The organism is Plantactinospora sp. ZYX-F-223 (assembly GCF_039649625.1).
Taxonomy (GTDB): Bacteria; Actinomycetota; Actinomycetes; order Mycobacteriales; family Micromonosporaceae; genus Plantactinospora.
Genome location: NZ_JBDJAV010000045.1, coordinates 1 through 20,854, shown reverse-complemented (window position 1 = coordinate 20,854; position 20,854 = coordinate 1). Strand labels below are relative to the sequence as shown.

Here is a 20,854-nt window from a genome sequence, read left to right as displayed (position 1 = left end):
CGGTGCGGGCGGCCTACGTACCCGGGTGCCCGGCCCTGCTTCGGCATCCGGCCGCCGACTGCCCGGCCGACGCCGCCTGGTGATCGCGACCGTACTGGGCCTCGCCGCCGGGCCGGTGCCACTCACCGGACACGCGGCGCCGGCCCCCACCCCGACTCCCGGCGCCACCCCGACCTCCGCCGGCCCGGCGTCACCGGGCCCGACCAGCGCAGCGCCGGCTCCGCCGGCAGACCCGGCGACCGCCGGGGGCGCCGATCTCTACCTGCGCAGCTGCGCGAGCTGCCACGGCCCCACCGGCCAGGGCAGCCAGCGCGGACCGGCCCTGGTCGGCGTCGGCCCGGCGTCGGTGGACTTCCAACTCAACACCGGCCGGATGCCGCTGGAGAAGGAGGCAGCCCAGCCGCCGCACCGCCGGCCCGCCTTCTCGGCAGACGAGATCCGGGCCATCGTCGCGCACGTGCGCAGCTTCGGCGGCGGCGGTCCGGAGATACCGTCGGTGGCTCCCGGCGACCTGCGTGACGGCCGGGAGCTGTACCTCGCCACCTGCGCCGCCTGCCACTCCGCGACCGGAGTCGGCGCGACCCTGACCAACGGGTTCGTCGCCCCGTCGCTGGAGGGGTCCAGCCCGATCCAGGTGGCCGAGGCGGTCCGGGTCGGCCCCGGGCTGATGCCCGCATTCCCGGAGAGCGTGCTCAGCCAGGAGCAGGTCAACGCGCTGGCCAGCTACGTCCAGGAGTTGCGGGGCGACAAGCTGGACGAGGGCGGGGCGCCGTTGGGTCGGCTGGGTCCCACCACGGAGGGGCTGGTGGCCTGGGGGATCGGACTGGTGCTGCTGGTCCTGGTCGCCCGCTGGCTCGGTAGCAGGGCGGGCGAATGACAACCGAACGGGGACAACCGTGGTGAGCCGGGTGGACGGACCACGTCCCGGCGAGCGGACCGCGTCCCGGGTCATCGGCGTCGCGTTTGGCATCAGCACGCTCGGGGCGGCCGGCTTCGCCATCGTGTACGCCACCGGTGGGCAGACCCAGTTGGAGGGGCTCTGCCTGGCGGTCGCGTTCGCCGGGCTCGCCGCCGGACTCGGCGTGTGGTCCCGTCGGCTCCTGCCCACCGGCGGCTACGTCGAGGAGCACGAACCGTTCGACTCGCCCCCGGCGGAACGGCACCTCGCCGACGAGGCGCTGCTCGGACCGGAGAGCCCGGCCCGGCGTGGTGGGCTGCTGGCCATGCTCACGCTGGCCCTCGGTGCGTTGGGCGGGGCGGCGCTGTTTCCGCTGCGTTCGTTGCTGCCGTTCGACCGTGGCCGGCCGGTCCACGAGTTGCGGACCACGCCGTGGGCCGCCGGTGTCCGGCTGGTCCGCTCCGACGGCACTCCGGTACGGCCCGACGACGTGCCGGGCGGCACGATGCTGCCGGTCTTTCCGGAGGGGCACCGGAACCGGGGCGATGTGCCGGCCTTCGCCGTCCGGCTGGACCCGGCCCGGTTCACCGTGCCGCCACCGGGCGGGGACGTCGGCGGCATCGTCGTCTACTCCCTGCTCTGCACCCACGCCGGCTGCCCGGTCGCCGTCTACATCCAGGAGACCGCCCGGATGCTCTGCCCGTGCCACCAGTCGAACTTCGACCTGCTCGCTGGCGCCCGACCGATCGCCGGCCCGGCCGCCCGGCCGCTGCCCGGCCTGCCGATCACTGTGGACGTTGCCGGTTTCCTTACCGCCACCGGCGACTTCACCGCTCCGCCCGGGCCCGGATTCTGGAGCCTGAAGTGATCACCCGGTGGTTGCTCCGCCGGCTGGCCCGCACCGTCGACGACCGGCTGCGCACCGCGCCGGTGCTGCGCAAGGCGCTCGCCAAGGTCTTCCCCGACCACTGGTCGTTCATGCTCGGGGAGATCGCCCTCTACTCGTTCGTCGTGTTGGTGCTGACCGGGGTCTTCCTGACCCTGTTCTTCGAACCGAGCACCGCGGAGACGGTCTACACCGGCTCGTACGAGCCACTGGACGGCTCCCGCACCTCCTCCGCGTACGCCTCGACGGTGCGGCTCAGCTTCGACATCCGGGCCGGCCTGCTGATGCGGCAGACTCACCACTGGGCCGCGCTGCTCTTCGTCGGCGCGATCGTGCTCCACCTGCTACGGATCTTCTTCACCGGGGCCTTCCGCAAACCCCGCGAACTCAACTGGGTCATCGGGGTCACCATGTTGGCCCTCGCCCTGTTCAACGGCTTCACCGGCTACTCCATCCCGGACGACCTGCTCTCCGGCACTGGGCTGCGGATCCTCTACTCGGTGGCTCAGTCGATCCCGCTGGTGGGCGAGTGGCTGGTATTCCTCGCCTTCGGCGGAGAGTTCCCGACCGAGCAGATGGTGCCGCGGATGTTCGTCGCCCACGTGCTGCTCGTTCCCGCCGTGCTGGCCGCGCTGATCGCCGCACACCTCGGCATCCTGATCCGGCAGAAGCACAGCCAGTTCCCCGGTCCCGGACGGACCGAGAACAACGTGGTGGGTTCGCGGTTCTGGCCCAGCTACACCCTCCGTACCCTCGCGTTGTTCGCCTGGGTCCTCGCGGTGACCTTCGCCCTCGGCGGCCTGGCCCAGATCAACCCCGTCTGGATCTACGGACCGTTCGAGCCGGACCAGGTGACCTCACCCGCCCAACCCGACTGGTACATCGCCTGGGGTGACGGGGTGCTGCGACTCTTTCCAGCCGTCGAGTTCCGGGTCTTCGGGCATCTCGTCCCGTCGCCTTTCCTCCCCGGGGTGCTGTTCGGCGGCCTCACCTTCCTCGGCCTCTACCTCTGGCCGTTCCTCGAACGCCGGCACGGTGGCGACCGGCTGTCGCACCAACTGCTCGACCCGCCCCGCGACCACCCGGCCCGGCTCGGCGTCGGCGTCGGCGTACTGACCCTCTTCACCGTGCTGCTCGCTGCGGCCGCCGACGACATCATTGCCAAGATCCTCAAGGTTCCCGTGCTGGACGTGCTCTCGATCCTGCGGGTGCTCGCGCTGGCGCTGCCAGTGCCCGTCGGTGTGATGGCGTATCTGGTCGCCCGGACGCTGCCGGTCAGCCGTGGTCGAGAGCGCGGCGAGCTGAGCCGAGCGGACGTGCCGCGGGTGCGGCGGTCGAGCGGTGTGGGAAGTCGGACAGACAAGGCGGCAACGGGCGAAAAGCTGAGGTCACCCCCGGAAAAAGTGAAGCCTGCTGGACACGTTGGTCTCGACGACGAGACACGACCGGCCGAGGCGGTCGGCGGGGGCGCCCGGATCGAACTGTGGCAGGAACAGTCCGGCGTCTGGCGGTGGCGATACCGCGAGGAGAAGGTATCGCTCGTCGGCAACCAGGCCCACCTGTCCCGGCCGGAGGCGGAGCAGGCGGCGGAAACAGCCTACGGGAATCTGCCGGTGCTGCAGGTGGAAGCGCCCGGTCGACTGGTCGCCGCAGCGATCGGGGCAGCGGAACGGGCAGGACGCACGGTTGGTCGTACCGGCGGATTTCTAGCCCTGGCAGTCTTCACCTACTGGCGAAACCGCCGCTCTCGACGTGGCTGACCTCGACTGAGCGCCTCCACGTCGATCTCCAGGCGGCTCCGGCAGGTGCCGCAGCAGACCGTACTGATAGGCGGCCACTACCGCGTACGGACCACTGGCTGAACGGCCTCTCCCAATTCAACACAACCAGGGGCCGCAGCCCGGAGAATCGGACACGTCAACACATTCGTCGACCAGGCCGGGGCCGTGGCAGGACGGTGCCGGCGACACCCGTCACCGCGAGGAGTCCCATGACCGCCGTCGAACCCGCTCCCGCACCCTCCGCCCGGCCGCTGAAGCGGGACCGAGACGAGATCTTCATCGAGTACACCAAGTCCATCTGCCCGGTCTGCAAGTTCGTCGTCGACGGCCAGGTCAACATCCGCGACGACAAGGTGTACCTGCGCAAGCGCTGCCGTGAACACGGCGAGTTCGAGGCGCTGGTCTACGGCGACGCGCAGATGTACCTGGACTCCGCTCGGTTCAACAAGCCAGGCACGATCCCGCTGACGTTCCAGACCGAGGTCCGGGACGGCTGCCCGTCGGACTGCGGGCTGTGCCCGGAGCACAAGCAGCACGCCTGCCTGGGCATCATCGAGGTGAACACCGGCTGCAACCTGGACTGCCCGATCTGTTTCGCCGACTCGGGCCACCAACCCGACGGATACTCCATCGACCTGGAGCAGTGCGAGCGGATGCTCGACACGTTTGTCGCCAGTGAGGGCGAGGCGGAGGTGGTGATGTTCTCGGGCGGCGAACCGACCATCCACAAGCAGATCCTGACCTTCATCGACGCCGCGCAGGCCCGCCCGATCAAGGCGGTCAACCTCAACACCAACGGCATCCGGCTGGCCGCCGACCGGCGGTTCGTCGCCGAGTTGGGGGCGCGCAACCGGCCCGGCCGGGCGGTGAACGTCTACCTGCAGTTCGACGGCTTCGACGAGCGCACCCACCGCGAGATCCGAGGCCGCGACCTGCGCGAGATCAAACAACGGGCGTTGGACAACTGCGCCGAGGTCGGACTCACCGTCACCCTCGTCGCCGCGGTCGAGCGTGGCCTCAACGACCACGAACTCGGCGCGATCGTCGAGTACGGCCTCGGCCACCCGGCGGTGCGCAGCGTGTCGTTCCAGCCCGTCACCCACTCCGGCCGGCACGTCGAGTTCGACCCGCTGACCCGGCTGACGAACTCCGACATTATCCACGGCATCGCCGCGCAGCGCCCCGACTGGTTCCGCGCCAGCGACTTCTTCCCCGTGCCATGCTGCTTCCCCACCTGCCGGTCGATCACCTATCTACTGACCGAAGGCACCCCGGGCATGCCCGGGTTCGGTCTGGTGGCGATCCCCCGGCTACTCAACGTCGCCGACCACCTCGACTACGTTGCCAACCGGGTCATGCCGGACAGTGCCGTGCGAGAGGCCCTCGAAAAACTGTGGTCCGCGTCGGCGTTCATGGGCACCGACTCCACCAGCGAGCAACTCTCCGCCGCGGCGGCCGCGCTGGACTGCGCCGACGCCTGCGGGATCAACCTGCCCGAGGCGATCGCCGACCTCGATGAGCGCGCCTTCATGATCGTTATTCAGGACTTCCAGGACCCCTACACGCTCAACGTCAAACAGTTGATGAAGTGCTGCGTGGAGGAGATCACCCCGGACGGGCGGCTGATCCCGTTCTGCGCGTACAACTCCGTCGGCTACCGGGAGCAGGTCCGCGAACAGATGTCCGGCGTACCAGTCGCCGACGTGGTGCCCAACGCGCTGCCCCTGCGGGCGGTGCTGGCCGACTCGCCGTACGGATCGAAGGTCGCCGCCACCACCGACGGCGCCGGCGCGGCGGGCAGTCGGCCGATCGCGGCGGACAGCACCAATGTCGGCGGGCGGCTCCGATGAACCAGCCGATGCCGGCGCTCCCCGCCGCCGAAACCAAGGCCTGTTGCGCCGCCGCCTACGGCTCGGACCTGGTAGCCCTGCTGCTCGGCGACTCCTACCATCCGGGCGGCCTCGTGCTGACCCGGCGCCTGGTCGACCGGCTCGCCCCGCGCCCCGGGGCGGCGGTGCTCGACGTGGCCGCCGGGCGGGGCGCCACCGCCCTGATGCTGGCCGCCCAGTACGGGGCAGAGGTCACCGGCGTCGACCTGTCCGAGGCGAACGTGACCGCGGCGGGCGCGGCAGCCCGGGACGCCGGGCTGGCCGACCGGGTCCGCTTCACCCACGGCGACGCCGAACGCCTCCCGACCGGCGACGGCGCGTTCGACGCGGTCGTGTGTGAGTGCGCCTTCTGCACCTTCCCCGACAAGCCTACCGCCGCCGCGGAACTCGCCCGGGTGCTGCGCCCCGGCGGGCGGCTCGGCATCACTGACGTCACCGTCGATTCCGGCCGGCTCCCGTCGGAGCTGACCGGCCTCGGCGGCTGGATCGCCTGCGTCGCCGACGCCCGCCCCCTCGATGAGTACGCACGGATCCTCACCGCCGCCGGCTTACGGATCACCGGCACCGAACGCCACGACGCCGCAGTGACCACCATGCTCGACCAGATCGAAGCCCGCCTCACGCTGGTCCGGATGACCGCCCGTAACCGGGCCGAAGCGGCCGGCCTGGACTTCGACCGGGTTCCCGACGTGCTGGCCGCCGCCCGCGCGGCGGTCGGTGACGGGATCATCGGCTACGGGTTGATCGTGGCGGAGAAGCCGTGACCGAGGGCTACGACCTTGTCGTCATCGGCGGCGGCGCCGCCGGCCTCGGAGCCGCTCGGGCCGGCGCGGGTGCTGGTGCCCGGACACTCCTGGTCAACGATGGCCCACCCGGCGGAGACTGCACCTTCACCGGCTGTGTCCCGTCGAAGGCGCTGATCGAAGCCGCCGCCCAACGGCTCACCTTCCCGGCCGCCGCGCAACGGGTCCGCGACGCGGTCGCCACCATCGCCGCTACGGAAGACGAGGCCGCGCTACGTGCCGAGGGCGTCGACGTCCGGCGCGGCCGGGCAAGGTTCACCGCGCCGAACCGCCTTGACATCGACGGCATCAACCTGCCGGCTCGCCGGATCGTCATCGCCACCGGCGCGTCCCCTGCCATCCCCCCGTTTCCCGACCTCTCCCACGTGCCGTACCTGACCACCGAAACCGTCTTCGACCTGACCGACCTGCCCCGCTCTCTGGCGGTGCTCGGCGGCGGCTCGGTCGGCTGTGAACTCGCCCAGGCGTTCGCCCGCCTCGGCAGCCGGGTCACCCTTGTCGAACCGGCCGACCGGCTCCTCGCGGCCGAGGAACCGCACGCCTCCCGCGTCATCGCCGACGTGTTCGCCCGCGAAGGCATCGACGTACGTGTCGGCACCCGTGCGCTCGACGCCGCCACAGGTCCGGCCGGGGGCGTCCGGCTCACCCTCGACGACGGCTCCGACGTCACGGCCGACGGACTCCTCGTCGCCACCGGCCGCCGCCCGACCATCGCCGGGCTTGACCTAGAGCGGGCCGGCGTCGCGGTCGACGAGCACGGCCACATCGTCACCGACCACCACCTCGCCACCACCACACCCGGGATCTACGCCGCCGGTGACGTCACCGGCCTCATGCCGTTCACCCACGCCGCGTTCGCGATGGGGCGTCTCGCCGCTGGCAACGCCCTGTCCCGGCGCCGCCACCGCTACGACCCGCGCGCCACTCCCCGGGTCACATTCACCGATCCCGAGGTCGCCCACGTCGGCATGACCAAAGCCGAGGCCGCCGCCCACGGTGCCCGGGTGGCGTACCTACCGATGAACGAGATGGACCGTGCCATCACCGCAGCCGCGACCGACGGCTTCATCCAACTGATCGCCGGACCACACCGTCTGCTCCGCAACCTCGGCGGCGGACGCGTCCTCGGCGCCACCATCGTCGCCACCCGCGCCGGCGAGATGATCCACGAACCAGCCCTGGCCATGGCCACCGGCATGTTCACCGGCCGCCTTGCCCAGGCCACCCACGCCTACCCCACCTGGTCCTACGGCATCCAACTAGCCACGGCCCAGTTCTTCACCACCATCGGCGGACGCAGAGCGAGACCGGCCCGAGCCGGCGACCGCCCTTCCCGGTTCTGACGGCCTCGCTCCGCCCCACCCCGGACGGTTTGTGTCCCGTCTCGGTGGAAGTGGTCCGACGCTTCACCGGGTCCTTCGCGGTCCGGCTGATCCGCTGCGACACGTTGAGGCGACCGTACTCCGGAAGCGCCCTGGTAGGACGCCTCCGGAGCATTTCGTGCCCGTCAGCCGGTCAGGTCGTGGTGCACAACTGGCCGTTCAGTCTGAACGCCGTCGGGTCGGCGTTAGTGCCGGAGTAGTTGGCGTTGAAGAAGGTTTGCACGCTCGCCCCGACGCCGAGGAAACCCGGCGTGCCCGCGTTCAGCGTGACGTTCTGCCCGGTCTGGGTGAACGAGCCCGGCCAACTGCTGTTGATTTGCTGGTTGCCGGGGAACGAGAACGTCAGTTGCCAGGTCGACAGGGCCGGACCGCTGGTGTTCGTGATGGTCAGGTCGGCGTTGAAGTTGTTGCCCCAGTCGCTCTTCGTGTACGCCACTGTGCACGAGGGGGCGGGGGGCGCGGTCTTGATGAGGAAGGCGCTGTTCGCGATGTTCCAGTGGGTGTCCAGGTAGCTGCCGGCGGGCGGGCTGACGTTGAAGTAGTCGTCGCCGTTGCAGTCGATCTGGTGCGGAACGCCCCCCAGGCAGGTGTCCACCGGGGCGGTCAAGGGGTCCTCGTCGTCGTAGCACATCATGTCATATTGGTCCCAGCAGTGGCTGGTGGCAGTGGCGTGCGGGGCGCTGCTCTGCACCGCCCCCAGGGTGTGCAGCAGCTCGTGGGCCATGGTGCTCCATGAGAAACAGCCGGCGTTGCGGAGGCCGACGAACGCGTGCCCGTAGAGATTGGTGTTGTTGTTGTGCAGGTTCGACGGGCCGGGCGAGTCGTCGTCTTCGCGGCCCCAGGCGTCGCCGCACCCGGTGCCCTCGTACCAGATGGCGTACTTACGGTCCACGCTGTTGTATCCGTTGGCCCTCAGCGAGTTCAGCACGCCAAACAGGTTGCCCATGATGGACTGCGGGACGACGACGCTGGTGATCGTGGGAATGCAGTTGGCGTCGGTCACCCATCGCACCGCGCGGTACGCGTCCGGTCCGCCGGTGCGCCGCGCCGCCTCCAGGAACTGCTCGTCGATCCGGGCCGGGATGTCGAGCAGCGTGGACCGCAAGTTGGGCAGGTCGTCCGGAGTCGCGTCGCCACGTACGTAGAGCATCTGGACGCGCTTGCCGGAGACGCCGTCGCCGTCGCAGTTCACCGTCGCGGCGGACGCCGGTGCGGCGAGGGTGCCGACGGCGCCCGTCGTGACCAGCGAGCCGCCGGCGACGAAGCCGAGGATGAGCAACGCGCGCAGCCCTGCGCGGCGTCGGGATGTTGGGGTCAGCGATCGTGATCGCACGTTGGTGTCCCCTTCGTGAGATGCCACGCACTGGGGTGTGTGCGGCCCGGCCGGGTTGGCCAGATCGCACGGTACGAACAGGATGGATACGGAACCGATATTTTTCGTACAGCTATCGCGCTGGTCGCAGGCCGACGTCGCCGGCTGGCCGTCCCGCGGTCGCGACGCCGTCGACCCAGGATCGTGCGCGCGCCAGCGGCGGTCGTCCACACGCACATAGGCGATTTCCACCGATGCGAACGCGCCGCCACTGATGCGACCTTGGTCATGTCCGGTCCCACTGACCTGAAGGAGACATCTCTCGATGAGGACCATGGACAACACAGTTCCGATCACAGGCGGCACCTCGGGCATCGGGCTCGCCTGGGGCTGCGCCGTCGTGTGGGCGGCGACAAGGTGATCATCGCTGAACGGAACGTGGAGCTGTTCGACCAGTTCACGACCGACCACCCGGGAGTCGAGACGCTCGTCCTCGACGTCGCCGATCCCACGTCGATCACCTCCGTCAGGCGTCGTTCGTACCAATCGCCCCGACTCACAACGTCGCCAAGACGGCAACCCACAGTCGAAACGTTCGGTAAATCTTCCTTCGCTACGGTCGGATGCGGTGGGGAAAAGTTTCGCGGGACTGGGGAGCCGTAGTGAATGTCCACGTCCGTCTGCTTGGCCCGGTCGAGATAGTTCGGGACGGTGTCGCGGCCACACTCGGCCCGCCAAAGCAGCGCACGGCGGCGGTGATGCTCCTCGTGCACGCCAACCAGCCGGTCTCCATCGGCCGACTCGTCAACGAGGTCTGGCCCGACGAGCCGCCGCCCTCGGCGGTGGCCAACATCCGTACGTACCTCAACCGGCTCCGGGCGCTCTGCCGCGACTCACCGGCACTCTCCGTACGTCGATGTACGGGCGGGTACGCGCTTGACGCGGTACCCGGTGCGGTCGATCTGGATCTCTTCGCGACGCGGACCGCGTGTGGCGATGTTGCCTTGGACAAGGGCGACATCGCCGCCGCCGCGACGCAGTACGCGGCGGCGCTGGACCTGTGGCGGGGCGAGCCGTTCGAGGGGGTGCCGCTCGGACCGGTCCTCGACGCGGCCCGGGCCGAGCTGAGCGAGCGTCGTAACGCGGTCGTCGAGCGGCACGCCGAACTGCGGCTGCGGCTGGGCGATGCCGCCAGCATCGTGGCTCCGCTGCGCCGGCAGGTCGTGGCGGAGCCGTTACGCGAGTCTGGGTGGCGGCTGCTCGCCATCGCGCTGTGGCTGAGCGGCAACCCGGCGGCGGCCTTGGAGACGCTCGGTGACGCCCGCGCCGTGCTCGCCGAGGAGCTCGGCGTCTCGCCCGGGCCGGCCCTGCGCGAGCTGTACCGCGCGGTTGTGAGCGGCGACGACGCCGCGGTGCGGGCGAATGTCGGGCCGGCCTCGCCGGGCATGGCGGAGCACGCGGCGGATCCCATCCGCGCACTCGTCGCCCAGCTCGCCCACGAGCTGGGTATGCTGCCTTTGCCTGGAATTCTCATCGCCAACAGCGGGCGACAAGGATCCTCCGGCGTTTCCCATCCGCACGGGCGGGGACGTGTGCCAGGCAGGGCTTCCGCCGCAACGCGGTCCTGCGATGCTCGACAGGCTCGCCGACCAGATCATCGTCCAGTTGCCGACGGGGCCGAGTCGGGATGCTCTCGGGATTCGTCGCCGGCTCGAAGGGGATGTTGAGGCGGGGGCGTAACGGTTGCGCAGAGAGCTAGTAGTGCTTTGTCGCGTTTTGCATAGGTCGCTGCCTGTTGCTGTGGCGACTCGTTGGCTCCAGTGTGGATCTGCGGGCAGTGGGACTGCCAACGCCATCACCATGGCGGACGGCAACAATCTTCGGACCCGCACTCCGAACCTCCAGCTTGACGACGGGTTCAACCCATCTATGTGTCGGCGACCGCCGGATGGTTACCGCGAAAAACCGCTCCTGTCCCAAACACGGTGGCGACTGTGGACGCGGACGGGCCTTGTGGTCGGGCGTAGGGCTGTCAAGACCATCCCAGGGCTGGGAGCCGGTGAAGGGCGGCCTCGACGTCGGGGCGGCCGCGCCCGTCCGCGTCGATCCACGGCCGCAGCAGTGGTACGCAACCGGCCGGTACCGCGGTCAGGCCGGCGTCGAGAGCGACCCGCCGGGGGCGGTTCGCGACACGGCTGCGCAGGGTGGCCCCGTACGGCGGCGAGGTCACGACGAGGGCGACACGTCCCCGCAGCACCGACGGGAGCACGTCCGGCAGGTGGGTCGCGTCGCCGGCCAGGACCATGCCCTGCCCGGTCCCGCCGGCCGGTTCGCGCGTTGCAGGTTCGCCTGGGCCAGCCGCACCCGGTGCGGTGAAAGGATGATCAGGGACCCGGAGTTTCCCGACCCGAGCCGTCCGGCGCGGAACACCGGACCGGTCATCGCTTGTAGATCATCATTGGCCGCACAGCGCGGCCACTCATGTGCTTCTTCCTGGTTGTGTGGCTAGCGTGCACAGGCACCCCGGGATCAAAGCCCATGGAGGAGTGTCCATGCCGCGACGTCGGTTCAACACCCACCTGCCAGCCGCCGGGTGCGCTGCCCTGGCACTCGTCGCGGCAACCGTTGCCGCCCCCGACGTCGCTGCCGCTGAACCAACCACCAGCGACGTCCGGTCCACGTCCTGCGACGCCGAGGCCGCGGGTTACCGGCCGGTACGCGGGCTCGACCTGCCCACCGCCGCGAACTGGCAGGAGGCGACACCGCCGTACACATTCGACGAGACCGCAAGCGTCGCCGGTGGTTTCGACCGCGTCGGCTACTGCCTGGAACTCACCACCGAAGCGGGTACGAATTGGGTGTGGACGTCGATGGAGGCGCTGAGCGGCAACCCCGACGACATCGGCCTGCCGACCCGGATGGAACGGTCGCGGCACCAGTTCGTCGACGACCTGACGGTCGCCTCCAACGTGCCCGGCGTACCGGAGGTCGACGGCGGCTCCGGCTGGGTCGAGATGTGGCCCAACCAGTACGACGCGACGGGTTCGCGGCAGGTACCGGGAGCCTCCGAGACCGTCCGCGATGCCGACGACGCAGTCCTGTGGGCGAACGGGTACGGCTCGTTCCAGGTGCACGCGTTCGCCGAGGCGGGCGACGCCCGTGGCCCGCGGACCGCCTACGCTGCGACCGCGACTCCGGTGCTGGCCGTCAATGCCTTCACCACCGCCGGTCCTCAGACGATGGACGTCGGCATCGGCGCCAGCCCGGGCGGAAACCCCGACTGGACGTCCGCCAGGAACGCCGGCGACTACACCGCCCGGCGGCTCACCTTCTACGCCCGGCCCTCGCTGGTCCGGGTGGACGCTGCCCCGATTTCGCGGCAGGTGGTCCCGCGCCCGGGCCGAACCGCCACCAGCGTGACGGTGCGGGTCAGCGGGGTGGCACTCGACCCGGACGTCACCGCGGTCGAGCTGCGGACCACCCGCGGCGGCCGGCAGACGACCCGGCGGGCCGCCGTGTCGCCGGCGGCACCCCGGTTCTCGTTCACCGTCTCGCTGCCGGTGGCGCTGACGTCGACCGATCTGGAACTTGTCGCGCTCACCGCCGACGGCCGCAGCCACCGCTTCGGCCGCGCGGTCGACGTCGTCGCCGGTGACGTCATCGTGGTGCAGGGACAGTCGAACGCGCAGGCCGGCCAGCAGCCGAACTCGACGTCGTCGGAGGCGGACCGGTCCCGGTGGGTGCGTACCTTCGGTACTTCCAACAACAACAACTCGCGGCTGGCGGCCGCCATCGGCGGCTGGACCTACGCCATGGGCGACAACATACAGCGGGTAGGGGCGATCGGACAGTGGGCGGTCCGGATGGGACAGCTCATGTCGGCCGAACTCGGCATCCCGATCGCCATCGTCAACGGTGCCCGTGGTGGCCAGCCGATCAGCTACTTCGCGCGCAACGACAACGCTCCCACCGATGGTGCGACCAGCTACGGGATGCTGCTGCAACGCCTCGCCCGGGCCGGCCTGGCCGGGCCGGACGCCATCGACGTCATGCTGTGGTACCAGGGTGAGGCCGACCGCGACGACGCCGAGGTACACGTTGCCGGGTTCACCGAGCTGGTCGCGGACTGGCGCCAGGACTATGGTGCCAAGCTGCCGGTCTACGTCCACCAGGTCCGCAGCTCCCCCTGCGACCAGGCGACCCCGGTGGCGCTGCGGGACGCCCAACGGCGGCTGCCGGACACGATCGACAACCTGCGGGTGCAGTCGACGACCGGCCTCAACGGCCACGACGGTTGCCACTTCGACTACATCGACGGCTACCGCACTCTCGGTGAGCACAACGCCACCATGCTCCTCGACGACCTGTACCGTCCGGGTGCCCCGAGGGTGGCGCCACCGAACCCCAGAACGGCGCACCGGATCGACGACAACCCGAACCAGCTGGTGGTGAACCTCCGCTCCCCCGCGCGCCCGCTGACCGTCGAGGATGGTGCGGCCGCGGACTTCCGAGTACCGGGCACCGTCGTGGAATCCGTGCGCTGGCAACCCGGCCTTGGCCTGGTACTGACGCTGGACCGGCCGGTACCCGCCGACGCCACCGTGGCGTACCTCGCCCACCGTCGCGCCGGTCCCCGTGTCATCGATGGCCTCGGTATGGGGCTGCTCGCCTTCCAGCTCCCCGTCGAATAGCACCATGACCGTCGTCATGCCGGGTCTCACGTGTGGTGCCCGGCGTGACGACAGTCAGTCGACATTGCACCGGACGTGCTCGTTGGTTCTCATCGAACCGACAAGAGCCGATTAGCCAGCGACGACGGAAAGGCCGGCGGCCAGTGCAACGATCGTAACCAGCAGTACACACCAGGCCGCGAGCCGGCCGTCGGGCAACGGTCGTCCACCGCGCAGTGCCCGATGGCTGTCGCGATATCGGGCGCGGGCCGCTGTCGCCACCGCCACCATCACCGGTCCGGCAACAACCGCGAGAGTCCCGGCGACCACCGGGTGGGTCGGCAGCAGGTGCCGGACCAACCCGCACACCAGGACCGCGCCGGCCAACGCCGTCCGCGACCAGGCCAACGCGGTCCGCTCCGGCTGAGCCTCCGGGCTCCACACCCGGGCGTCGGCATCCCGCCTCACCTGAGGACCGCCAACACCAGCACTACACCGGCCAGGCTCAATCCGGCCGCCATCGCGATGCCGAACACCATCGCCGGCAACGGCCGACCATGCCGCAACGCCCGCTCGCTGAGCGCCCACCGCAGGAACGCGAAAGCGGGCACGACGGCACCCGCTCCCACCGACACGACGGCGGCCACACCAACCGCTCCCGGGCCGTCCAGGCACCAGCCCGCGCAGCCCCGGGTTCATTCCGCAGGCCGGCTCTCCCTCAGCGTCAACGCAATGCCTGCCAGGTGTCGCGCAACGGCCGCTGCCCGACTCCGGGCTTCGTCCAGTCACACACGCCCGATGGGAAGATCTCCAACAGTCGAGCGCGCTCCTCCGGGCTGAAGCTGACCACATAGTCACGCCAGTCGATGGCCTTCCGGTGGCAGGTCACCACGTCGTCGGTCAGCGGAGCGCCGGCTACCAGCCGTGGGGTGGAGTAGGCGGGGAACAGCTGCCCGCACTCCCCGGCATTGTCCACGGTGAGCCGTTGCACGATCTTGCGGGGCGTGGCGTCGCGGCTCCAGCACGCGTCGGTGAGACCGGCCGGCTTGTTCCGCACCACCTTCTGGTGTGCGGGCACCGGCGCGTCATCGGCCACGAGCGCGGTCAGCCACTCCTCCATGCTGGTCAGGGCGTACCGCAGGGTTGGGCTGGTCAGACTGAAGCCGCCGAAACGGCTGTCCTCCACGAGGATCACCTGGTTGTCCGCGTCACCGTTCGCCGCCTCCAGCCGCGCCCGGGTGGCGTAGCCGTGAATCGTCATGTGGATGTCGCCGTTCGCGGCGTCCTCGGAGTACGTCCGGTAGTCGATGATCGGTGTGCCGGCGAGGCCCGCCCCGCCGAAGAGAATGCGCCCGGTGTGGTAGGCGGCGTTCCTCGCGATCGGGTCCGCCGCGGTGCGTCGCGGCACCGGCCTGGCATCAAGGTCCAGACCCCCGATGCGCTCGTTGAGGTCGAGGAACTGCTGTGTGGTGATCGCGCCCGAGTGGAGCGCGGCCAGCCCGTACTGCACCCCCACGTTGTCCAGCGGCCGCCGGGCGAATCCGGTGGCCGGGTCACGCCCGTAGACGTTCACAGTGTGGTCGTAGACGTCCGCGCGTGCTCCGCCGGGGTTGCTCTGCGGGTGGTAGCGCAGTTCGGCGGGCAACTCGTCGGGGAACTCAGCGACCGGGTCCAGCCGTTTCGCCCCGTCGCTGAGGTTGCGGATGCTCTCCCACCGCAGGAAGCCGGCGACCTGGCGCTGCTCCTCGCGGCTGAACGTGCCCGGCGCGACCTCGGTGAAATAGTGCTCGAGCAGCCGGGTGTCGAACAGCGTGATGTTCGTCGCGGACGCGACGTCGGGAAACGTCCGCCCGACCACGATGCCGTCCAGCAGGCCCGGGTAGTTGTCCGCGATCTGGTGGCCCTGGTAGGAGCCTCCCGAAGAACCCCAGCCGATGGTGAACAGCGGATCGCCGTAGTGCTCAACGAACCGTTCCTTGACCATCATCATCGTCTCGGCCGCGAGCAGGTCGTTGCAGTTGTTGCCGAAGACGTTCAGCGACGCCGACGCGACCGCGTAGCCGCGGGCGAGCATCTGCGGGTCCAGGACACCGCCGGTTTCCGTGCCCTGGGTGTACCAGCCGCGCCGGCAACCGCCGCCGAAGGTGTAGATGAGCCGGTCGTTCCAGCCGGGGCTGTGCCGGTGGAACGTGGGTTGTTCCGATGCCGGGTCGTGCAGCATGGAGATCTGGTAGATCGACCGGTTGAGCGTGCCGGTCTCGATCCGGATGAGAAACGGGACCGTCTCGCCGGTGATGGTGGTCGTCCAGGCGAGGTCGTCGGGTCTGGCCGCCGGATCCGGCAGTGGCCTGGTCCTGCCGGCGGTGGATCGGTACGCGTAGTCGACCCGAGTAGCCACCGAGCAGTCGGCGTCGAGCGGATCGCCGAGCGGATCGCCGTCAACCAGACGGAACAGGTCGGTGGTGCAGACGTACGGCGTCTGGTGCGGACCGCTGATCACCGGCCCGGTGGCCGGATGGTTCGTCAGGACGAGGTGGTCGCGCAGCGGCCCGGCGGTCGCGACGAGGTGGTTGCGCCCGGGGCGGACCCGATCGACCAGGCCGGTCAGGGCGTGTGCGTTCGCGTCGGCCCGGAAGGAGCCGGTGATGTCCGTGCCGTTGAGCGTGAGGCGTACCCCGTCCAACGGCCTGGCGCGCGGCACCACCGCGGTGACGAGCACGTCGTCCGCGGTCACCAGTTCGGGCCGGGCCGACAACGCCACCAGTCGCAGGCGTTCGTTGTCGGCCGCCGTTGCCGGTGCGGTCCGGGGTAGGACGAGTGTGGCCGCGGCGACAACGGCCACGGCCGAGACCGCGGCGAGGACGGATCGTGGCGGGTGGTGCCTGGTGACAGGGCGCATCGCAGACCTCCGCTCTCAGACGCCGCCGGAGTAGACGGCGAACTCGGCCAACTGGGTGTTGTGACCCGGCGATGTGGGGTACCACCCCTCGGTGATGCGCAGCCGCACGTGGCGCGCCTGCGTCGGCGTGACCGCCGTGGTGGTCGCCGCATTCCCGGCGTCGTCCGTGACCGACAGCACGGTCGTCCACCGCTCGCCGTCCAGGGACGTCTGCACGTCGTACGACCGCGGGGCCCAGTTCTCCCGACCGCTCAACCGCACCGCACGCACCACCGTGGCGAGTCCGAGGTCGACGCCGACGAACTCCGGGGCCTCGGGCGTTGGGGCCTGTCCGGGCGTGTGACCGCCGGACACCCAGTACGTCGACGCCAACCCGTCGGTCAGGAACGACGGCGGCTGCTGGTACTGGTAGCTGGACGCCCAGACGCGCGGATACGGGCTGCCCGTCGCGTTGACCGCCAGGTTGTCGGAGTGTCGAAGCGTAACGTGCGCCTGCCCCCTCGCTCCGTTGGCCGCCACCGCGTCGATGACGAGGTCGGACGAACCGGAGTCGCGCTGACCGCTCAGGCGTACCAGCGCTGTCGCCGACGACCGGCCGGGAATCCGCAACGTCGGCCGGTCCAACGTCGCCTCGACTCCGTCGTCGGTCGTCACGTCAACCGACACCGACACCGGTCTGGGTGAGTTGTTGGCGACCCGCACCCGTGCCTGGTTGGTGCCGCCGGCGGCCAACGGCAGTTCCCGTTCGAGGGCCTCCACCGCCAGGGTCGGCTGTCGGCTATCGCGCGGAATCAGGCGTACCGGCCCGAACAACCCGTAGTCCATGCGTGGCCGGTCGGCCGCGCCGGTGCCGGGTGCGACCCGGACCGCGTTGACGAGGGTCGACGCGACGCGCACCGTCAGGGCGTTGTCACCGGCCCGCAGATAGCGCCCCACCTCGATGTGCCGGAGATCCTGCGGGCTCCGCGCCGGGATGCGGGCGCCGTTCAGCGTCACGGTGACGGTGTCGACGGCGGTTCCCAGGTCCAGGTACGCCGTGCGGACCCCGTCCCACGAGTCGTCGAGGGTGAACGTCGAGGTGTATGTCCCGACCCCGGACACGTCGCCAAGGTCGATGTCGTATCCGTTCGCCGGGGTGATCGCCGACCACGGTGGCAGCGCGCCACGCTCATCACCGGCCGGTTCGACGGCCGGAAGAGTGGTCTTGGCGGTGTCACCGGGCAGCCCCGATTCACCCCGGGTCCAGCTCTCCACCTGGAGAGTCCAATCGTCGAGAAGCACAGGACCCAACCCGGTATTGCGAGCGGTGGTCGGACCCTGGTCGACCGGCGCCGACCACCGGAACGTCTCGTCGCGGCGCGTCGACAGCGCGATGACCGCGGTGTCGGACGCCTCCAGGGCGACATCGACGACCACACCGCCCGATGTCTGCCGGTAGTCGGTGAGCGGTGTGATCTCGCCGGTCCAGGTGTCCAGCTTGTACGGTCGTCCCTCGCCGGTGAGCGTCAGCCGCTGTTCGGTCGCCCACGACCGCTGGTTGAACAGGTAGTAGTAGTCGGTGGTCGCGTCGGAGCGGCGGACACTCAACACGTCGGCGGACGGCGTCGCGTGCGCGGCGGACGGCGCTATCCCGAGCCGGGCGAGCAGCCCCGGCACGGCGGCGAGGTCGGCGACCCGGTGCACGTCACGCCGTGCGGTGAGCTGGGCGACCAGCCGACGCAGCTCGGCATCCTGCGCGGCCGCGTCGTGGAAGCCCGGGGTCGCCGAGGGCAGCTCACCGACGAAGACGACCGGCAGTCCGTCCCGGGCCAGGGCGAGCAACCGACGCGCGGTGTCGACCGCCATCGTCTGCTGATCCGCGAGGATGATCGCCTGGTGTGCGCCGGCCCTGGGGAACAGCCGCCCGTCCGACACCTTCGCCGAAGGCATCCGCAGGTGCGCCGGACTGAGGTACTCGTAGGTGTAGCCACGTTCGGCCAGCGGCGAGTCGCTCTCCAGGAGCGTCTCCGGTCCGGTGAGCGTGGTGGCCGGCGACCGCAGGCCGAAGTCCTGTAGGTACAGGGCCACGTCGAAGGTCGGCCTGCCCTGCCGAAGCACCAGTTGCAGCCGGGCGAGGTGGTCGTTGATCGCCCGGTAGTCCGCCCAGTTGGGTCCGCCCTTGGCACCCCACGCCTCGGCGAACGAGGTGTTGCCCCCGTACGACATGCCCGGCCACACCGCCTGGTCGGACGTCCCCTCCCCCTTGGTCAGGTACGGGTAGCCGTGCCAGACCACCTGCGTCACTCCACCCGCGTATCCGCGGTACACCGAGCGCAGGTTGGCCGACTCCTGCCAGCCTCCGGCGGTCGTCGCCCAGACGTCCGCCCGCGCCGCGCAACACTCGCTGGACACCACCGGGCTGCCGTTGCGATGCGCGCCGACCGACACCAACCGGTACGGCTCGATGTTGTCGTAGAACACCAGTGACTCGCCCTCGGGCACGTCGACATGGGTGGCCGCCTGCGGCGTGTCGATGGGTCCGCCGTACGGCTGGCTCCGCAGCGCCATGCCGCGTTCGTTCGCCCAGCGGCGCAACGGCACCAGCCGGGAGTCGATGTACAGGTCGTTCCAGGTCTGCCGGTAGTCGGTCCGGATGCGCGCGCCGCTGCCGTCGGTGAAGTCGAAGAAGGGTGCCGTGGTGAGGCCCCCGGATCCGGCGTCGGTGAGCGCCGGGAGTACCCGGATCGGCGAGTAGCCCCGCCGCCGCTCCCACTGGTCGGCGAAGTCCCACGTCCACTTCTGCGAGGCCCCGAGTTCGAGCGAATCCTCGAAGAGATCGACCCTGCCGACGGCGTCGAGCGCCTCCCGCACCGGCGGGGTGAGAATCGACGAGTCGTAGAACTGCGTCGTCGCCCGGACTCCCTGTTCGCTGAGGTGGTCGAGGAAGTAGTTCGGTTTGGTCGTGGTGAAGTTGTTGCGAAGCTGGCCGTCGCCGGTCTGGAAGAAGCCGATCAGCACATAGGTGTCGTCGGCGTCGCCCGGCACGTCGAGGCGCAGCGTGCCGTCGCCGCCGACGCTGCCGGTGAGGTCCCGCACGCTGTCGCGGTGGAGCATTCGTGGACCGCCGCCCGGGCGGTCACAGGCCGCGTCCGCGCACCGGGCGAGCAACACGGCGATCGGGGTGCGCCGCGCACCGACCGGGGGTTGCGGGCGGTAGTTGGTCGGCAAGGCGCCGCTGTATCTCGTACCGCCTTTGACGAAGGCGTGCGAGAACACCAACTGTTGCGACGCCCGCGGATCGTTGACATCGGTAACCGTGGGTACGATCGCCGGCCATCGCGGACTGATGGTGAAGTCCAGGGCCAGGTCGAACTCGGCCGCACTCTCCGACATCGTCTGGACCTTCCGCGCCCAGCGTGGTGAGCCCCAGCCGTACTCCGCCAGGAACTCGGGGTCGAAGGCCCGCGGGCCGACGGCGGTGGTCGTGGCGACCTCCGCGCCGCCGGCGCCGATGGCCTTCATGTCGGCGAGCTCCGCGCGTAGCTGCTCGTCCTCCGTGAAAGCCATCGGCATCCACCAGCGGTACTTCGGACGCACCGTCGAGGGCGGATCGGCGAATGTCCCGGCGGTCAACGTCGGGACGGATCCGGCAGGCGCCGCCGACGCCGACGCGGAGTGCAAGTCCGAGGCGGCAGTCGGTGCGATCGCGACAGGGGTGCCGGCGAGCGCCGCCGCGAGGAGCGGAACAGCGACGAGGCGGCTGCGGCGCTTACGGGACATCGCCAGTCTCCGATCTACTCGCCGGCCGGGATGAGGGCGTTCATCGGCAGGCGGGCGGTGAGGCCCGGGATGCCGACGGTGTTGCTGGTGCCCAGCCGGGACACCTCGGTGGTGGTCAGTGCGCGGTCGTAGACCCGGAACTCGTCCATGCTGCCGTGGAACCGGCTCGCCCCGTCGAGCCGCTGCCCGAGGTAGATGGGCGTGGGATCGTCGCCGTTGACCGCCCCGGCGGCACCGGACGCGGTGCCGACCTGGACACCGTCCACGAACAACGCCACATTGCCCGCCTGGCGACGCAGCACGACGTGGTGCCAGGCACCATCGGCGTACGCGCCGGTGGAGGTGACGTTCGCCGAACCCGTGGCGGTGGTCACCGTGCCACGGATCCGGTTGTTGCCGGGTTCGGCGCGCAGCCACACCTCGGGCGCGCCGTTGACGCCGTACGCCCAGAACAGTGCCTGGTCCCTGCTGGTGTCGCGGTACCTGATCCAGGTCGACACGGTGAAGTCACCAGTGCCCAGGACCGGTGCGGTCCGGAAGGGCAGTTGTACCCGGCCGCGCTCCCCATCGAAGCT

15 protein-coding genes are annotated in these 20,854 nt (G+C 70.3%); 8 read left to right on the top strand and 7 right to left on the bottom strand.

Annotation, left to right across the window (positions count from 1 at the left end):
• The first annotated feature begins 79 nt into the window (after window positions 1-79).
• The 6 genes from AAH979_RS33775 (at window position 80) to AAH979_RS33750 (ending at window position 7,600) form a co-directional block, all read left to right on the top strand.
• Window positions 80-877: a c-type cytochrome gene (locus AAH979_RS33775; protein WP_346262186.1), complete on the top strand. Its 798-nt coding sequence runs from the start codon at window positions 80-82 to the stop codon at window positions 875-877.
• 31 nt (window positions 878-908) lie between these two features.
• Entirely contained in the window at window positions 909-1,766 is an 858-nt protein-coding gene (locus AAH979_RS33770) for a Rieske (2Fe-2S) protein (protein WP_346262185.1), read from the top strand.
• Window positions 1,763-3,544, top strand: a complete 1,782-nt coding sequence (locus AAH979_RS33765; RefSeq protein WP_346262184.1) for a ubiquinol-cytochrome c reductase cytochrome b subunit — start codon at window positions 1,763-1,765, stop codon at window positions 3,542-3,544. The genes AAH979_RS33770 and AAH979_RS33765 overlap by 4 nt, the downstream gene beginning before the upstream one ends.
• Before the next feature lie 272 nt (window positions 3,545-3,816).
• The gene (locus tag AAH979_RS33760; RefSeq protein ID WP_346262221.1) at window positions 3,817-5,415 is read left to right on the top strand and encodes a radical SAM protein; all 1,599 of its coding nucleotides are present in this window, start codon (window positions 3,817-3,819) and stop codon (window positions 5,413-5,415) included.
• A complete protein-coding gene (locus AAH979_RS33755) occupies window positions 5,412-6,218 on the top strand; it encodes a methyltransferase domain-containing protein (protein ID WP_346262183.1) in 807 nt (268 codons plus the stop codon). Before AAH979_RS33760 ends, AAH979_RS33755 begins: the two co-directional genes overlap by 4 nt.
• Window positions 6,215-7,600, top strand: coding sequence for an FAD-dependent oxidoreductase (locus AAH979_RS33750; RefSeq protein ID WP_346262182.1), 1,386 nt, complete (start codon window positions 6,215-6,217; stop codon window positions 7,598-7,600). Before AAH979_RS33755 ends, AAH979_RS33750 begins: the two co-directional genes overlap by 4 nt.
• Window positions 7,601-7,772: 172 nt before the next feature.
• Here the strand turns inward: AAH979_RS33750 and AAH979_RS33745 are convergent, their stop codons facing one another.
• Window positions 7,773-9,422: a cellulose binding domain-containing protein gene (locus AAH979_RS33745; protein ID WP_346262181.1), complete on the bottom strand. Its 1,650-nt coding sequence runs from the start codon at window positions 9,420-9,422 to the stop codon at window positions 7,773-7,775.
• A 191-nt stretch (window positions 9,423-9,613) separates the two neighbouring features.
• Between AAH979_RS33745 and AAH979_RS33740 the strand changes: the two genes are divergently transcribed.
• The gene (locus AAH979_RS33740) at window positions 9,614-10,678 is read left to right on the top strand and encodes a BTAD domain-containing putative transcriptional regulator (RefSeq protein WP_346262180.1); all 1,065 of its coding nucleotides are present in this window, start codon (window positions 9,614-9,616) and stop codon (window positions 10,676-10,678) included.
• A 305-nt stretch (window positions 10,679-10,983) separates the two neighbouring features.
• On the opposite strand, the gene AAH979_RS33735 is transcribed toward AAH979_RS33740, so the two are convergent.
• The gene (locus AAH979_RS33735; protein WP_346262179.1) at window positions 10,984-11,256 is read right to left on the bottom strand and encodes a hypothetical protein; all 273 of its coding nucleotides are present in this window, start codon (window positions 11,254-11,256) and stop codon (window positions 10,984-10,986) included.
• A 247-nt stretch (window positions 11,257-11,503) separates the two neighbouring features.
• On the opposite strand from AAH979_RS33735, the gene AAH979_RS33730 reads away from it, so the two are divergent.
• Window positions 11,504-13,642 carry a sialate O-acetylesterase gene (locus AAH979_RS33730; protein WP_346262178.1) on the top strand — a complete coding sequence of 713 codons (2,139 nt, stop codon included), beginning with the start codon at window positions 11,504-11,506 and terminating at the stop codon, window positions 13,640-13,642.
• A gap of 111 nt (window positions 13,643-13,753) precedes the next feature.
• Here AAH979_RS33730 and AAH979_RS33725 read toward each other — a convergent pair whose 3' ends face one another.
• The 5 genes from AAH979_RS33725 to AAH979_RS33705 all read right to left on the bottom strand — a co-directional run.
• On the bottom strand, window positions 13,754-14,089 hold the full coding sequence (locus AAH979_RS33725) for a DUF202 domain-containing protein (protein ID WP_346262177.1): 336 nt from the start codon (window positions 14,087-14,089) through the stop codon (window positions 13,754-13,756).
• Window positions 14,086-14,268, bottom strand: a complete 183-nt coding sequence (locus AAH979_RS33720) for a hypothetical protein (RefSeq protein WP_346262176.1) — start codon at window positions 14,266-14,268, stop codon at window positions 14,086-14,088. The genes AAH979_RS33725 and AAH979_RS33720 overlap by 4 nt, the downstream gene beginning before the upstream one ends.
• A gap of 77 nt (window positions 14,269-14,345) precedes the next feature.
• The gene (locus AAH979_RS33715) at window positions 14,346-16,463 is read right to left on the bottom strand and encodes a DUF6351 family protein (RefSeq protein ID WP_346262175.1); all 2,118 of its coding nucleotides are present in this window, start codon (window positions 16,461-16,463) and stop codon (window positions 14,346-14,348) included.
• A 72-nt stretch (window positions 16,464-16,535) separates the two neighbouring features.
• Window positions 16,536-20,066 (bottom strand): glycosyl hydrolase, encoded by a 3,531-nt coding sequence (locus AAH979_RS33710; RefSeq protein ID WP_346262174.1) that lies wholly within the window; start codon window positions 20,064-20,066, stop codon window positions 16,536-16,538.
• A 227-nt stretch (window positions 20,067-20,293) separates the two neighbouring features.
• A partial coding sequence (locus AAH979_RS33705) for a LamG domain-containing protein (protein WP_346262173.1) occupies window positions 20,294-20,854 on the bottom strand: 561 nt, incomplete at its 5' end.